A 15,704-nucleotide genomic window follows, 5' to 3' on the forward strand; every position below is an offset into this window, starting at 1 on the left:
GCGGTTCTCGCGCGTCCCGAGACGGGGCACGACGCCGTTCGCCCGATCAGCGCCCGTGGCGATCACCACCCCAGCGGTGGTCCCACCTGCCGTGGTCGTCCCGGCCGCGGCCGTCCCGGTCGCGGTCGTCTCCGTCGCGGTCGTCTCCGTCGCGGTCGTCCCGGTCGCGGTCGTCTCCGCCTTGGTCGCGGTCGCCGTCACCACGACGGTGGGGGTCCGCGCCCAGGGGGACGGTGTCGCAGTACACCACCGGCCCCGGCGTGGCGGGCGGGGCGGCGGCGTCGGGCGGTATGCCGTCGGTCTCCATGACCAGCAGGCGCAGCCGGTCACGCGGCACGTCCGAAGGCAGGGGGACCTGGCCGATGTAGGAGGGGGTCCTGGTGGAAACCGCGTCGATCGAGGTCAGCGTCACGGTCGTGCCGTCGAGCGTCGTCCAGGCGAGATCCTCGTCGGCGACGGCGTCGCTCCGGCGTTGCACCGTGGCGGTGATCGACGGCGGCGGCGAGTCGGTCGGGTCGTACGAGGGGCCGGTGACGCTGACGGTCGGCACCTCGTCCAGCTTCACCCGCAGTTCGCGGTCGGGCAGGGTCCTCACCAGATCGGTGACCACGACGGGCGAGATCTCGGCTCCCGGGATCGAGTCCGGTTGGAAGCGGACCAGGGCCAGCCGGACGAACGGCATGCAGGTCGTCCCGGTGTCGAGGTCCACGTCGCAGAACCAGCGGTTCCCCTCCGGGTCGAACCGCGGGGCGAAGCCCACGACGGTGACGGTGCGCGAACCGGCGGGTGTCGCCGGGGCGACCTGCTCGGCCCGCCGTACCGCGTTGGTGAACGTGGCCGGGGTCGGGGCGACGACCCGGGCGGAGCGGTGCACCGGGTCGCGGCCCATCAGGGTGACCTCCGGGAAGGCGCCCACGGGTGTGCCGGCGGGCGGTGCCTGGCCGAGCACCACGCCGAGGAGTTCGCCGTCCCCGGAGGAGAACCAACCACGTTCCAGGAACACCCGGATGCCGCCGCCGCGGCGGCGCCTGACGACGGTGCCGGGCGGGCTCTCGACGGTCTCGAGAGACAGGGTGGGTACGCAGTACAGCAGCCGGGGCGCGGTGGGCCGGGCGCTGCTGGGCACGGAGTGCCGCACGGGCGCGCCCCGCACCGTCAGCGCGTTCGGGTCGTTCTCGGCGAGTTCGGGCGGGAAGCAGTCACCGAACCGGGTTCCGGCCACCGGGTGGTAGAACACCACCCGGTGCTTGGTGTCGCCGAACTCGTGCTTCCCCGGTTCCGCCTTGTCAGGGTCCCCGGCGGCTTCGGTGTCGAAGGTCAGGGTGCCGTCCTCGAGGACGGCCGACGGGCTCGACGCGGGATCGTCCGGGGGCAGCAGTCTCGCTGTCAGCAGGTCGAAGACCGTGGTGGTCAGGGGGCGTTCGGTGCGCCCTTCCCCGCCTTCGTCGGAGACCTCCGTCCAGTGCGCGACGAGTTCGATCCGGCCGGTGCTGTTCCGGTCCAGCGCGATCGTCCCGGCGAGGTGCTCGGCGGTGGCGTCCGAAGGACGGGGCGCCGGGGGCCGCAGGTCGAGGACGGGGCGTCGCAGTGGCCTCTGGACCGCGTGCACGAGCGTGAGGGTCTGGGAAGGGGTGAACATCCAGTGGCGGCCGGCGGCGGCCAGACTCAGGGCGGTGGCCGTGCGGCCGCGCTCCTCCTCGTCCTGCCGCGCCGTCGCCTCCGCGTCCTCCGGCGGGGCCTCGGGTCGCGCTCGCCGGCCGGGCAGTTCACGGCACCAGGAGGCCAGCCCCATGAGTCCCTCGTCGAACCGCATCGCGGAGGACACCCGTACGGTGGCCACTTCGGCCGGGGGCAGGAAGACCGTCAGCACCCGTGACGCCTCGTCGAAGCGAGGCGGTGCGTCTCCTTCCGCGAGCCTCAGCCGGAACGAACGGGGCAGGTGCCAGGCACTGCCGCCCCACGGGACCTCGAACGGCTCGCCCGCCCGCGTCCCCGGCAGGTCCAGCAGCACGGCCCCGGTGGACAGGGGCTCGCGCAGATACGGCAGTTCGACCTGCTCGCCCGGGTACCGGACGGTCGCCACCGGGTGCTCGGGGTCGGCGGCGGGCGAGCGGACCGGTTCCACTTCCGCCCCCGGCCGGGCCGGATCGCTCAGCGAGCCGCTCTCGCGGGACGCCAGCGCGTAGCCGGCCTCCCTGGCCGCCCGGTCCTGCGCGCCGATGGCCCCGTCGAGCAGTCCGTGCCGTTCGACGCAGTGCAGTGAGGCCTTGGGCGCCGCCAGATGTCGCTCGTCGACACCTGCGTAGGGAGGGCGGTTCCCCGTCGTGACCTCGGGCAGGCCGTTGAGGTGGGCGGCGTGCTGTTCGGCGGTGCGGGCCGGTTCCTCCTGCCGGGCGTCCCCGCCTCCCGTGCCGGGGACGGTGACGCAGTCGACGGCGAAGCCGCCCTTGCGGCCGAGTTCGGTCAGGGACGCGCAGTCGGGAACGCCGTCGGCGGCCGGGCCGCCGATGCCCTGGTCGCGTTGTTCGGCGGCGTACGCCTCGCGGGTCTGAGGGCCGAAGTGGCCGGTCGCCCCCGCGGGGACGGGGTGGCCCAGGGCGATCAGGGCCTCCTGGACGACCCGTACGTCGTCGTTGGTCCGTTCCGGCCGCACCTCGGCCAGGACGACGACTCGCGTCCCGGTGCCGGGGACCGCGCCGTCGGCGGCCGGGCCGGGTGCGCTGCCCGGGGTGCTGCGGATGACCAGCCGGGACACCGAGGTTCCCTCGTGCAGCGGTGACCGGGGCACCACGGCGGGAGCCGGGACGGACTCGAACCGGCGGAAGACCAGCGGCCCGTCCCCCGGCAGGACCAGGTCGCCGCTGCCGTCCCGGCCGACCAGGGCGTCGGCCTCGTCCAGGTTCGGGCCGTTGCCCGCCAGGTCGACGGTGCGCAGTCGGACCCGGTATCCGCGGCCGAACCTCAGGCGGGGCAGCGAGCCCTGCCGCACCGTGACGTCGATGCGCAGCGGAAGCCGGGTCTGCGCCTCGCCGGCGGGTTCGACGACCTCGTCGGGCGCCCCCTCGCCGATGCCCAGGACCCGGCCGGGGCGGGGCGCGGACAGCGACCAGCCCTCCCACGTCATGATCCGCTCGGGTACGTACACGACGTCACTGTCGGCGTCGGCGGGCGAGGACACCAGGTTGGCCAGGAAGAAGCCTTCGTCGGAAGCCGTCAGGAACGGTTCCTCCTCGCCCGGGGAGCGGTAGGCCACCGTGCGCGCGTGCAACGAGTACCAGCGGGCCCGGGTGTCGTCCCAGACGTCCATCCGGTGGCCGCGGACCAGGTCCTCCGCGCACAGTTGCGGCATGGCGGGCGAGTCCGGCCGGTCCGGAACCTGCCCGTCCTCTCCGAGTGGCCGCCTGGCCCGTACGGCGGTGGCGGCCGCGTCCTCGTGCCGGTCCGCCGTCTCGAAGTCGGTCCGGAGAACCCCTCGGCGATCGTCCCTGACCAGGGACAGTCCCTGTGTCCGGACCGGGGCCAGCCCTCTGGTCTGCGGCGACTCGGCCGGCTCCGGTGCGCCGGCCCCTTCGCGGGCGAGGTCGGCCAGTTTCAGTGCGGCGCTGTCGATGTCGGCCTGTTCGAGGGAGAAGTCGTCCTCGGGCAGTGCGACCAGGCCGAGTGCGGGAGAGGCCAGCGGGTCGGTCTCGAACCTCCGGGGCGCGGCGACGAACAGCTTGCGGTCGGGCAGCAGGACGTAGCGCGTGCGCGGGGGCACGTCGACCGAGTCCGGCCCCAGTGCGGACTCCCAGTGCGGGATCACGCACAGGAACCGCTCGCCCGCGGAGGGCGGGATCTTCTCGACGGGCAGGTCGAAGTCCAGGACCAGCCCGAGCATGCGCAGCAGCTCGGGGTGGTCGCCGAGCGAGGTGAGCATCTGGTGGAAGTCGGGATCGGGCTTCTTCGGTGGTGGCGCGCTTTCGGAGGGTGCCGGCTCATCGCCGGCCGCGGACCGGTGGAACTCGGTCACCTCGTCGAGGCCCCGGCGCATGGTGGCAGCCGTGTCGGAACGTTCCGGGTCCGCGACCGCGCTCTCGGAACCCATCATCTGCCGCATCATGGAGCGCATGTCGGGGGGCCGTTCGGGAGACCTCCTGGCCGCCGTGCCGTAAGCCGTGCGGGTCGCTTCGCTCACCCGCTTCGCCGAGTAGGTGCGCATCGCCGCGGCCCGGCCGGCCATGCCCTCGAAGACGTAGGGCTCCACCGGGATGTCACCGCCGAAGAGCTTGTTCCACCGTGTGGTGTCGGGAGGGGGACCGGACGCCCGGACCGGTCCGGTGAAGGAGGGGGAGACGCCGTCGCCCGGGCCGAACTCGAACGTCGCGTCCCTGATCCTCTCCGGCCAGGAACGGAAGTCGTCGAAGGAGTCCAGCGTGCCGCGTTCGGGTTCCCCGTCGGGCCGCGCCGCCGGGTCCTGGTCGGGCACTCCCAGGCGGGGGCTGACGAAGACGGACACCTTGGCCCTCGTCCCGTCCCGCGACAGGCCCGCCGGGAGCACCGTCCACAGCACTCTCTGTTCGAACTTCATGATCACCCACCACCGGGTCCACAGGTTCCTACGAGTCGCCGTCGAAGCCGAGGCAGTACTCCTCCCAGTGGGTGTCCTTGTCGAAGCAGTCGACGAAGGTGGGATCGCCCGGTGCGCCGGAGAAGCTCCGTTCGAGGCTGAGGGTCACGGACTTGCTGAAGAACGCGATCTTGACGCTCACCGTGAGGGTGCCCCTCCCCCGGACCGTCGACCGGCCGTCGCTCTTCTCGTAGGTGAGCTCCAGGTAGAACTCGACGGACACGGTGACGATGCCCAGCACGCTGAGGAAGCCGTTGCACCGCAGGTAGCCGCCCACCTTGACGGCTTCGTCCCTGAGCTCGAAGCGGACTCCGGCCATCACCGTCACCCCGCCGCTCGCGACCCCCAGGTCGAGCGCCGCGCTGCCGCCGAACTCGATGGCGCCCTCGGCCTCCCTGATCCCCTCCTCCGCGTCGACCAGCAGGGAGAAGTAACCGCCGCCGCCGAACAGGGAGACGGTCACGTTGAAGGGGCGCTGCCGCTCGGAGACGGAGAAGCGCAGGGAGACGGCCTTCGTCGGCTCGAAGGGAATGGTCAGTTCGGCTGTCAGGGAGACGTTCGCCAGGGAGAAGACACCGACGGCGACGGTCGGGAGGGCGAGCGTGTAACCGGTGCGGATGCCGGACGGCTGGACGTCCACGAACGCGCCGGAGCCGAAGGCGTCCGCCGGCAGGGCACTGCGCAGCGTGTTGATGAACTCCAGATCGCCGTCGAACTTCAGTTCCAGTCCGGAGGCCGTCACGTCCGGCTTGCTGCCCGGAACGGCTTTGAAGACCAGCTCGGCGATCTCCACCCGGGCGACCCCGGCGACGTTCAGGGCGATGTGGCGCAGCCGGCCCTCCACCGAGGTCGTCCGGCCCGCTTCCTTCGAGGTCGTCGTGCGTGCGTCCAGGGTGAGCACCGTGCCGTCCACGTCCAGGAGGGGCGGCTTGTCCTGCGGTCCGCGATCCGGTGGTCTCAGATCCGTCTTCCACACGTGGCGCAGTTCCTTGCCGGCCCCGTCCGCGAGGTCGCGGACGCGCAGCACCGGGGCGGGAAGCCTGCCGTCGACGTCGTCGAGGACGGCCTGGATGTCGTCGTCCCCGAGGTGCCCGAGCCGGTCGAGGTCCCGGCCGGCGATGTCCCCCACCAGTTCGCCCAGGTCGATGAAGCCGAGCAGTTTCGCCGCTCCGAAGGCCTGCCTGATGTCGGCCATGGGGGCCGCGCCGACGGCTCCCGTGCCGTCGGTCCTGAACATGTCGGGGAGGACGCCCGCCTGACTGGTGATCACCTTGACCGCGGCGTTCGGCCGGGCGACGCCGCCGGACTGCTCCGCCGCGAAGGCGAGGTCGACCGCGGCGTCCAGGTCGAGGTACGCGCGCGCGGGGTGCGCCGCCGGGCCGCGGTCCAGGTAGACGGTGTCGAAGTGCACCGGGACGGGGCCCGCGTCCGGGGTGAACGGTTCGAGGGCGGGGACGTTCACCTCGGCGCCGGACACGACGAGCGTCCCGGCCAGGGGGTGTTCGCCCCCGTCGGACCTGCGGGTCATCTCGAAGAGGAGGGTGCCGACCGCGTGGCTGGTGCTGCCGGGGGCGCCTGCGGGCGGCTGCGCCATGGCCATCACCTGACCGCCCAGCGTCCGCTTCAGCCGGTTCCTGTCCGAGTTCGTTCCATCCGGCTTGTAGAGGTCCCGCAACTGCTCGAACTGGCCGGCCCGTGAGGCGGGTACGAAGACCAGGGGTGTGGTGAAGCTGACGTCGCGTCCCTCGTGATCCGTGCCGATCACGGTGAACTCGTGGTCGCGTGAGCCGTCCTGGAGCTCCACCCAGAACGCCTCCACGGCCTGCGGCTGATCCTGGCCGGGGGCTTTCGGGGGCCAGACGGGCTTGATCGGCGGGGTGACCCGGTCGGTGATCCGCAGCGCGCGGAAGGGCATCTCCCGTCCCTGATGGGGGAAACCCGTGCCTTCCGCGTAGTGCACCTGCGGGACGCGCGGGAGGATGCGGTCCTCCCGCTGCAGGTAGGCCGTGACGCCACCGTCGCGGTCGGCGGCGAACAGCCGCTTGTACTCGGTCACCAGCAGAGCCGGGTGGCCGGTGGAGAGGAAGCCGCGGGTGACGACCCTGACGAACTGATCACGTCCCAGACCGGTGATGTGGTCGTACGCCACGAGGTCCGGGCGATTCCTGCGGATCGCGTCCAACTGCGCGGCGGCCTTCTCCGTGAGGTCGTCCCAGGCGCCGTGGAGGTGGGCGGAGGCACCCAGGGGCGTCACGATGAACTGCTCGGCGCGCAGGGGGGCGCTGGGCAGCACGATGGCCGCGTTGTCGGTGTCGAACAGTTTTTCCCGGCAGGTGAGGGTGACCAGGGCCTCCAGTTCGGCCGCGCTCAGCGGCACCCGGGGGGCGACGGGGGGCCGGTCCTCGATCCGGGCGAAGGCCCGCAGGAGTGCTTCGCCGCCCCGCTCCCCGCTCAGCCGGGCGTGCCACAACCCGGTGCGGCCGTCCGCGCCGTGGGGCTCCGGCGGGCACACCCAGTCGACGGGTTCGTCGTAGGTGAGGAGAAGCCGGGCGGGGAACTCCAGGACGCTTCCCGGGAGTTCGGTGGAGGTGGTGCCCGGCTGGGGAACCGGCACGGTCATCGGGACCAGCCGCCCCCAGTCGAGCAGGGACTCCAGGGTCAGTTCCAGACCGTCCACCTCGGGCGGCACCGAGAAGACCAGCCGGGACGCGCCGGAGGTGAACGCCTTCATGGGGCCGGGAGGGGCGGCGACGGTGTCCAGCGGCGGGGCGACCTCCTCCAGGACGTGTTGCGGCGGCAGCCCGATCAGGACCAGCGTGGGGGCGGCCGGCTCCCGCCGGACCAGGCGACTGCCGTCCCACCGGAGATTGACCAGGGCTATGTCGGCCACGAGCATGTCCGCCGGGCGCACGACCCTGAACGGTCCCACCGCGCCGTCGCCGCCGGGACGGTCGGGAGGACCCCCGCCGCCGGGACGGTCCGGGCGGTCCCCGTCTCCGGGGTGGTCCCGGTCCCAGGGGTGGTCCCGGTCCCAGGGGTGGTCAGGGTGGTCCCCTCCTCCGCCGCGGCCCCGGCGCCCCCATCCCCCGGACCACTCCAGGCGACCCCCGTCACCGGGACGTCCGGGACCGCCGCCACTGCCGGGAAGGCCCTCGCGATGATGTCCGCGCACCTCCCGCCAGGGTGTCGGCCCGGTGGGAGGACGGCTGTCGGAAGCCATAACGCAATCCCCTCGTACGGATGCACCGCGTCGGACGGGCTCCGCGCACCGGTGGCCCGGACGCGTACGTCCCCGCGCACGTCCCTGGGCCTTCCGGCGGCTTCGCCGGCGCCCGCCGGACAGGACTCCCCGCCTCCGACGGCTACCAGGTGGTGGGGTTCACGTCGGTTCCGAAACCGCCGCCGGCCGGACGCTTCTCGAAGTGGAGGTGGGCGCCGGTGGCGTTCCCCGTGGAGCCGACCTCGCCGACCTTCTGGCCGGCCGTGACCGCACCCCCCTGCACGGTCAGCCGGGAGAGGTGGCAGTACCAGTAGTCGAACTTGCCGGCCCGCAGCACGAGGAAGTTGCCGAAACTGTGGTCCTTCCCGTGACGGACCACGGTGCCCCGGAGCACGGCGACACAGGGGGTGCCCTCCGGAGCGGCGTAATCCGCGCCGGTGTGGTAACCGAGGCTCCAACGCGGCCCCTTCAGCCGGTAGGCGGTCGTGACGTGGTGTTTCGGGACGGGGGACGCGACGCGGCCCCCGGTGACGGGCGACGGCTCCGGGACGCGAAGCCGGTCCCAGGAGTTCCTGCCCGGGATGCCGTCGGCCTCGGCCCCCTCGAATCCCATCTTGTGCTGCCAGGCCGCGTACGACTGCCGGTCGGCGTCCGTCCACTCGGGGCCGGGACCCGTCCGGTATTTGCCGCACCCTTCCTTGACCAGGCGTCTGCCCATCGAGGCGATCACCGGACTGCGTTGTCCCTTGTGGAAGAACTGCGTTCCTGGGAACGGCGCCAAGGCGGGCATGGCCCTCTCCCTTGCGGTAAGGAGCCGGATCACGGTGCGGACTGGCTTGCTGGACAAGCGAGATGTCACCGTACCGGCGCCGGATGTGGTGGATCGCCGAGGCGATGTTCGCCACCGGCTCGTGGATCCGGTCGGACGTGCCCGCCCGGTGGTTCTCGGCGAACGTCCCGGGAACCACCAGGGCGTAGCCGCGTGAGCGGTCGAGCTTCGCGCCGTCGGACCGGACCGGACCTGTCGCGTTCACGTCGGTGGGTTCACCGCGTTCGGGTTGTGGGACGACTCCCGGGAGACGAGGGCCGGCAGGTTCGCGCCGCCGTCGACCCCCGTGGCCCGACTCCTCGGCGCGCCGGTGAGGTCGCACGCCTGCTCGGCGAAGCCGCGGGCGGTGATCTCGCCGACCGCCACGCCCGTGTTCGTCGAGAAGCGCACGGAACTCTTGGCGAGGGCAGCGGGACGGCGGCGGTCCACGGCGAATCCGGCTCCGGCTCCGCGTCCGGCCGGGGAGGAACGGCCGGGAAGACCATCGGCGTCCGAGTCCCTCGGTCCGGGCATGCGCTGCCATCGCGCGCAGGCCGCCCGCGTCGGCTCGCCGAAGAAGCCGGTGGCGCCCGCGGCCGTGCCTGCCCCGACGGCGGTGAGCGCCGACCGGACGGTCCTGGCGTCGTCGTCGCGCTTCCCGAAGCGCACGGGGGACAGGGGGCAGGGCAACCATCACGCCTCCCCGAGAGGATGGAGACCGCTGGTCGAGGCATGCGCCCGCCGGTCGGTCACAGTCGCCTTACTTCCACCATGCGCCCGATGCAAGTCGTGTGCAATTCCGGAAAAGCGCTGGCAGGCAGGCTTTCTGAGGATCACTTCAGCAAAGTTCCCGGAGTGCCGGGCGTGGGCGCGGCGTGCCGGTACCGCCCCGCGGGCGAGGGCGTGCGGTCTTCCGGCGGCAGGGCGGGGACCACGAGGCGCTGTCTGCCGTCACACCCGGATCCCCCGCCCACCCGGCCGGCCCGGCACCCCGGAACCGGTGGCACCGCGGCCCCGTGTCCCCCGTTGCGGAACGCGCCGGACGGGTGAAGAGTGGACATGCATCGACTCTGTGTTCCTCCGGCTCCGCGTTTCCCGGAGCCGCCGTCGGCAGGAAGAATCCGCAACGGACGGAACAGCACCGCGCCAAGCGTATCGGGACCGTCATGGCCAGAATTTCTCGGCGACATGTCTTCCACGCGGCCGACGCATCCGTTCTGGTCGTGGCGCTCGCGTTGTCGGCGGGTCTCACCACAGCCGCGGGGAACGCCGGGAGTCCCGACGGGTTCGGTGCCGGCGTACAGGCTCCGACCACGGCTCCTCCGTCCCCTCCGTCCGAACCGGGTGATCCGACGGAACCGGCGACGCCCCCCTCCTCACCCCCCGGGTCCGCGCCGTCGTCCGAACCGGACGGCCCGTCGGACCCCGGGACGTCCCCCTCCTCCCCGCCGGACGGGACGCCCGACCCCTCGGAGCCGTCAAGCCCCGGCGACACGGACGGGGGGACGGACGGCGGCACGGACGACGGCACGGACGGAGGGACGCCCGAACCACCACCGGAGCAGCAGGCGGCGATCGAGGAAACGACGACGACACTGACCGAGCAGAAGGAACAGGCCCCCGAAGCCCTCCTCCCGACGGTGGAGACCCTCATCACCCTCGTCGACTCGGCCGAGGATCCGAAGACGGCACCGCAGGACAGGCAGGGGATCGTCGAGAGCGCGGAGAACCTGTCGACGGCGCTGGCGGCCATCGACGACAGCCGAACGCCTCCCGAACTGCGGGAGGAGCTGACCGCGATCGTGGCGCAGGTGACGTCGACGCTCGATGCCGTCGACGATTCGCGGGTACCGGCCGAGAAGCGGTCCATGCTCATCCTGGTGGTCAAACGGACCACCTCCCTGCTGGACGTGATCTGCGATCCCCGGACACCGCAGATCGTGCGGGAGAAGGCGATCCTGATCGTGAAAGACACGACCTACGTCGTGAAGAGGCGCCAGGACGGTTCGCCGGCCGGCTCGGTGGACACCGGCCGGAACCCACCCGAGAGCCCGGGCCCGGAGCAGGCGCCCGAGGACACCCTGGTACTGGTGGGCTCCTCTTCGGACATCATGCACGACCGGAGGACGCCTCCTGAGGAAAGAGAACGACTCGCGAAGATCACACAGCAGGTCAGCGCGTTGCTGAGGAAGATCAGCGACCCCCGGACGTCCCAGGGGGACCGGTCCGGCGCCGCGAAGGAACTGGACCGGAAGACGTCCCGCATGAAGGACCAGCAGGAGCGGTCCGCCGTCGCCCAGAAGCGCCCGAAGGAGGCGCTCGGCAAGGCCGCCGCCTTCTGCACCAGCGCCATCTTCGAGTCCACTCCCGAATCGGCCCTCATGCGAGGACTGAAGGAGCTGGTTCCTCCCCAGTGGGAGGAGGAAGGGGTCAAGGACTTCTGGAAGGCGCGGGAGGAGAGCGACGACACGCTCGACGTCCTCGCCCAGCTGCGGAACGACGAGCGCACGCACGGCCCGTTCGAGGTCGCGCCGCTCATCACCGCACTCGCCGAGCTCGTACCGCACGACAGGCTGTTCGGGAGCCTGGGAGGCTCTGCCGCGTACTGCGAGCAGACCGCCGAATACCTCGACAAGGATTTCCAGGTCACGGTGGGGCCCTGGCTCATCGGTGCCGGCGGCTGACCGGTCACACCCCGGCGGATCTCAGCAGTTCGGCCGCGGAGACCTCCGAGTCGGTCCGGGCCGTCGCGGCTCCGTACCTCTCCAGCTCCCTCCTCTCCTCCCGGTAGTCGGCCACCCCGTAGTAGTTGAAGGGAAAGGAGGAGATCGAGGAGACGAACCGCCCTCCCGGCGACCAGACGGCGGTCACATAGCGGGGTTTGCGCGTCACGTTGATGAGGTTGTTGTTGTGCCGCACCCTCCCCCGATGGACGAGTTGCCCACCGCATTCCAGGGGTCTGCAGTAGTAGCGCCCCTCGGCTTCCTTCCACGAATCGTGAGGCAGTCTGAATTCCTCCACATCGAGCCGCCCCCGGTCCCTCCTCATGTACGAGATCTGCAGTTCCACGTCCACCGTGTCGTACCAGGCTTCTCCGGGAATCTGGAAAACGCGCTTCATCGTGTACTCCTGCCCGACGTCGAGCGAGTTTCCGGATTCGTAGAATCTCCCGCTGCTGATGGTGGAGTATTTGAACTGGTCGACGAAGAGTTCGGCCTCTCCGTCGCGCGTCCCCGGCTTCCCCACGCTCTCCATCCACTCCAGCAGCAGGTCCTCCTCCCCGTGGGAGTACAGGGCGGTTCTTCCGCGGACCGTGTAGATGTCATTGATGATGTACACCGGAATTCCCCCGGTGTTCTTCATGTAGAGCGTCAGCGGAACGTGCACGAAATCGACGTTGTCGTCCTTCCATGCCTTCCCGAACTCCGCCTTCAGGGTGAAGTGCATGGGGGCGGCCGCGGGCTGGTACATGGTCGAGTACGCGAGGCTGACAGCCGTCAGCAGCACCGTGGCCGCCACTCCGGCCGCGAATTTCTTCGGCTGCGGTATCCCTTTCCATGATTTTTCGCGCACGAGAAGACACAGTGCCCATACGGACCAGCACAGGGCGGGCCCGTAGACGAGCATGTAGCGCGTGTACTCCTGTTCCTCGAACCAGAGGAGGAACAGGAGGCCGTCGGTGGCCAGCACGATGACCGCTCCCAGCAGGACGAGCGCTCCGGAGGCCTTGAACTGCCGGCGTCCCCAGTGGTCGAGTGCCGCGACCGCCGCGATTCCCAGCACCACGCCCGAGAGGACGAACAGGAGGCCGGTGATCCGTTGCGCGAAAGTCAGGGCCCCCGAGGCGTCCGGCCATCCGACGACCGCGTTGAAGACCATGGAGACGAGCAGGCCGGCGACCATGAGGGACAGGGTGAGACGCCTTCTCCAGGGCCGGTCGGGCCAGGTCCCGCTGCCGCCCCCGCGCCAGCACACGGATGCCGGATCGTCCAGGTCCATGTCCTCGGGGTAGCCGCGACGGGCCAGCATCGCGCGCAGTTCGGCCGGTGACCAGGCACTGCCGGCCCTCTCGCCGCCGATGGTGACGCGGCGAAGGCCTCGGCTGTCCGGCGGCTCGACGATGACCCAGGGGCGGATGTTCATGACCTCAGACTCGAACCTGTGTCGGCGCCGTGCACGCGGAGCTACCCCGTTTGCCCGCGAGGGGGTCGCCTTCCTGCGAGCGTGTCGCCACGGCGAGTTCTTGACGTCGGGCGAGCGCCCGCCCCTGCGTCCCGGCCTCGCACGGCCGGTGACCGGACGGGAGCCGAGGCCGTCCCGCCGTCCGCGTCGGCGCCGCGCGTCCGCCGTTTCCCGGTACGGACGGACGCGATCCGTCGGCACGGCTCCGGCAGTTCACTCCCCTCCGAGCCCAAACGGACTCTGTGCGGCCTCGATTGCCCCCGGAGGGCGCCCGGCGGTGGTACCGGGCTCGTGCCCGCCGCCTCGCGCCCGCCGCCTCGAACCCGCCGTCGCGCGGTCACCGAAACCGTGGCCACGCCCCGGCGGGTCCGGGACGGGGCAGGCCCCGTACCACCCCCGTACCGCCCTGTCCTGCCCTGTCCTGTCCTGTCCGTCGGACGCGTCTCCTCCGGTCACGGCGCGTGCGACGGCGCCGTCACGGGTCGCGGGTCGCGGGTTCCGGCGGGCGCGGCGACGGGCCGGGGCAGCGCGGCGAGGACGGCACGGTGCACGGCCCGTGCGAGGCGTGCGCCCCACAGCGACCGCGGTCCCGCGAAGGCGTGCGCCTCCTCGCCCGGCCCCGGGAGCCGGGCGGCGACGCAGACGGCGTCGGTCGGCGTGCCGGAACAGTCGTGACCGGCCTCCACCAGGGCCTGCACCTTGGCCTCGGTCGCGGTGGCGACGGCGTTGACCAGCGCGGCGTCGCTCAGGGCCACGGGAACGCTCACGACGACATTGATCGTGCCGGGCTCGAAGGGCTCGTTCGCACCGGGTGGGCCGGCCGGTGCGGCGGCCCACCCGCGCACCTCGATGCCGGCGGTGACGACGGCCTCGACGCCGCCGTCGTCGGCGCGGGCGTGGTCCGTGACGTCGGCCGCCGTCATCAGGCCCACGCCCTCACCGGTCAGACCGGCAGCGGCGGCGACCTCCCTCAGGTGCTCGGCCGGGTCCAGGCGCCGGTAACCGTGAGGGACCTGGGCGTTGAGGACCCAGAGCCGTTCTCCCACTCCCCCGCCGAGGACGGCGCTGCTGACCATCCGCCATCCCGGGCCCGCCCGCCACACCAGCGCCGACAGTCGCGCACCGTCCTCGAGGCGGCCGAACCGCTCCACGGTCAGCCGCCGCGCGGTCGGGGTCGGCGGCAGGACGGCGCGCTGCACAGGGGCTCCTCACACGAACGGACACGACCCGCACATGCTACGAACCGGCCCGGTCGTGACGACGGCCGGTGCGACGCTCCGCGGTAGCGCCCCCTACGCCGGGGAACGGGCCGGGTGCTCGCCCCGCAGGGACGCGGCAGCCGCCTCGGCCACGTCGGCCCGGGGTCCGGCCGCGCACGCGCGGAGGAACTCCCCGACCCGGGGGCCTGGCCACTCCACCGCGGCGGCCGCGGCCCAGAACCGGAGTCCGTCGTGGGGGTCCAGGGGGGCGAGGAAGTCGAGGACGTGGTCGACCGTGGCCGGGTCCGGGCACAGACGCTGCGCGGCGACGGCGCGCAGGGCGCCGTCGGCGAGCAGCGGGGTACCGCTGTCCAGGCACCACCGCAGGGCGCCGGCGGTGTCCTCGGGGGTGCTCAGCCGGACGACGGCGTCGCCGAGGGCGACGTACACCATGGTGGCCTCGTACGGGCGCCGGGCGAGTTCGCGCAGGAAACCGAGTGCGGGGCGGTGGCCGCACGCACCGAGGGCCATGACCATCTCGTACTGCGTCTCCCAGGTGCGGGGGTCGTCGGCCTCACGTCGCAGGGCCTCCAGCAGCGACGGCCCCGCGGCGGGATCGGCGAGCCGGCGCAGGCGCCGGGCGGCGGAGCGCCGCCCGGGCGAGCGCCCGTGAGCCAACCGCGCCACGGCTTCGTCCCGCGTCAGTGGCATGTCGGCCCCCTCCGGTCGTCGCGGCCCGGCAGCACCGTAACTCCTCCCGCCGGCAGAGGGCCGGCGCGGGGCGGACGGCCGCGGTGGCGGGGCGGGGTCGCCGCCGAGCACGCCGGGGCCGGCGCCGGCGGGCACGGAGGCGACGACCGGGGTGATCACGGCGTGCCGCGCGGTTCCGCGATCACCGTGCGGATGCCGGGACGCGGGTTCGCCGGTTCCGGACGGGCCTGGTCCTCAGAGGAAGTTGAGAGATTCCTGTGCGAGGCTGACGCGCCCCGTCGGCCGGTACGCGCAGCCGTGCCCGCGCCGGCCCCTCGTCGTCGCCTTCCGGAGGAACACCCGATGAGCCTGAGCCTGTCCCTCGTGAACGGCCTGCCGGCGCACGTCCTGGTCGTGCACTTCGTCATCGTGCTGGTCCCCCTGAGCGCACTGGCCGTCGTGGCAGGTGCGGCATGGCCGGGTGCCGCCCGGCGCATGGGGATCGCGCTGCCGGTGCTGGCCCTGGTGACGCTGGCGAGCGTGCCCGTCGCCACGGAGGCCGGCGAGTGGCTGGAGGAGCACGTCGACGGCAACCCCCTGGTGCGCCGGCACGCCGAACTCGGTGACGGTCTCCTCCCCTGGGCCGCGGGCCTGTTCCTGCTGGCGACGGCGGTCTGGTGGACGAACCGCGGCCCGGCCGCGGCGCAGGCCGCTCCCGGCGGGGGGCGGATCCGCTCCGCCTCCGCGCGGTCCGCGCTGGTGGTCCGCGCGGTGGCGGTGGTGCTGTCCGTCGGGGTCGCCGCGGGCGCCGTGGTGGACGTGTACCGGATCGGCGACTCGGGGGCGAAGGCCGCCTGGCAGAACGGCTTCTCCCGGACCGCCACGGGCGACGGCGACGACGACTGACACCCGGCACCGGCACCACGCCGCCGGCACGTCCTCCCCTCCACGCCGTCGAAGTTACCCGTGCGTTCCGCACGTCGGATTGATGACAGCGGC

10 protein-coding genes are annotated in these 15,704 nt (G+C 72.5%); 3 read left to right on the forward strand and 7 right to left on the reverse strand.

The genetic code is table 11. From position 1 onward, the window contains the following. Window positions 1-46: 46 nt before the first annotated feature. The 3 genes from ACZ5FU_RS24820 to ACZ5FU_RS24830 form a co-directional block, all read right to left on the reverse strand. Window positions 47-4,567: a peptidoglycan-binding protein gene (locus ACZ5FU_RS24820; RefSeq protein ID WP_469046646.1), complete on the reverse strand. Its 4,521-nt coding sequence runs from the start codon at window positions 4,565-4,567 to the stop codon at window positions 47-49. A 28-nt stretch (window positions 4,568-4,595) separates the two neighbouring features. Next, entirely contained in the window at window positions 4,596-7,517 is a 2,922-nt protein-coding gene (locus ACZ5FU_RS24825; protein WP_468835111.1) for a hypothetical protein, read from the reverse strand. 451 nt (window positions 7,518-7,968) lie between these two features. Continuing rightward, window positions 7,969-8,616: a peptidoglycan-binding protein gene (locus ACZ5FU_RS24830; protein WP_451525741.1), complete on the reverse strand. Its 648-nt coding sequence runs from the start codon at window positions 8,614-8,616 to the stop codon at window positions 7,969-7,971. Between the two features lie 62 nt (window positions 8,617-8,678). On the opposite strand from ACZ5FU_RS24830, the gene ACZ5FU_RS24835 reads away from it, so the two are divergent. Continuing rightward, window positions 8,679-8,804 (forward strand): hypothetical protein, encoded by a 126-nt coding sequence (locus ACZ5FU_RS24835; RefSeq protein ID WP_451525740.1) that lies wholly within the window; start codon window positions 8,679-8,681, stop codon window positions 8,802-8,804. A gap of 52 nt (window positions 8,805-8,856) precedes the next feature. On the opposite strand, the gene ACZ5FU_RS24840 is transcribed toward ACZ5FU_RS24835, so the two are convergent. Further along, a complete protein-coding gene (locus ACZ5FU_RS24840) occupies window positions 8,857-9,303 on the reverse strand; it encodes a hypothetical protein (RefSeq protein WP_451525739.1) in 447 nt (148 codons plus the stop codon). Window positions 9,304-10,274: 971 nt separating this feature from the next. Here ACZ5FU_RS24840 and ACZ5FU_RS24845 point away from each other — a divergent pair. Next, on the forward strand, window positions 10,275-11,318 hold the full coding sequence (locus ACZ5FU_RS24845; RefSeq protein ID WP_451525738.1) for a hypothetical protein: 1,044 nt from the start codon (window positions 10,275-10,277) through the stop codon (window positions 11,316-11,318). A 4-nt stretch (window positions 11,319-11,322) separates the two neighbouring features. Here the strand turns inward: ACZ5FU_RS24845 and ACZ5FU_RS24850 are convergent, their stop codons facing one another. The 3 genes from ACZ5FU_RS24850 to ACZ5FU_RS24860 form a co-directional block, all read right to left on the reverse strand. Next, window positions 11,323-12,777 carry a hypothetical protein gene (locus tag ACZ5FU_RS24850; protein ID WP_468835115.1) on the reverse strand — a complete coding sequence of 485 codons (1,455 nt, stop codon included), beginning with the start codon at window positions 12,775-12,777 and terminating at the stop codon, window positions 11,323-11,325. Between the two features lie 491 nt (window positions 12,778-13,268). Beyond that, a complete protein-coding gene (locus tag ACZ5FU_RS24855; protein WP_451525736.1) occupies window positions 13,269-14,015 on the reverse strand; it encodes an adenosylcobinamide amidohydrolase in 747 nt (248 codons plus the stop codon). 93 nt (window positions 14,016-14,108) lie between these two features. Then, window positions 14,109-14,726 (reverse strand): HEAT repeat domain-containing protein, encoded by a 618-nt coding sequence (locus ACZ5FU_RS24860; protein WP_468642069.1) that lies wholly within the window; start codon window positions 14,724-14,726, stop codon window positions 14,109-14,111. A 342-nt stretch (window positions 14,727-15,068) separates the two neighbouring features. Between ACZ5FU_RS24860 and ACZ5FU_RS24865 the strand changes: the two genes are divergently transcribed. Further along, window positions 15,069-15,611, forward strand: a complete 543-nt coding sequence (locus ACZ5FU_RS24865; protein WP_451525734.1) for a DUF2231 domain-containing protein — start codon at window positions 15,069-15,071, stop codon at window positions 15,609-15,611. Window positions 15,612-15,704: the final 93 nt, after the last annotated feature.

The organism is Streptomyces sp. NPDC031554, from assembly GCF_055580685.1.

Bases quoted from the DNA above. Each gene is read 5' to 3' on its own strand.
- ACZ5FU_RS24865 (WP_451525734.1), top strand. From the start codon at position 15,069: ATGAGCCTGAGCCTGTCCCTCGTGAACGGCCTGCCGGCGCACGTCCTG.
- ACZ5FU_RS24820 (WP_469046646.1), bottom strand. From the start codon at position 4,567: ATGAAGTTCGAACAGAGAGTGCTGTGGACGGTGCTCCCGGCGGGCCTG.
- ACZ5FU_RS24830 (WP_451525741.1), bottom strand. From the start codon at position 8,616: ATGCCCGCCTTGGCGCCGTTCCCAGGAACGCAGTTCTTCCACAAGGGA.
- ACZ5FU_RS24850 (WP_468835115.1), bottom strand. From the start codon at position 12,777: ATGAACATCCGCCCCTGGGTCATCGTCGAGCCGCCGGACAGCCGAGGC.
- ACZ5FU_RS24860 (WP_468642069.1), bottom strand. From the start codon at position 14,726: ATGCCACTGACGCGGGACGAAGCCGTGGCGCGGTTGGCTCACGGGCGC.
- ACZ5FU_RS24835 (WP_451525740.1), top strand. From the start codon at position 8,679: ATGTCACCGTACCGGCGCCGGATGTGGTGGATCGCCGAGGCGATGTTC.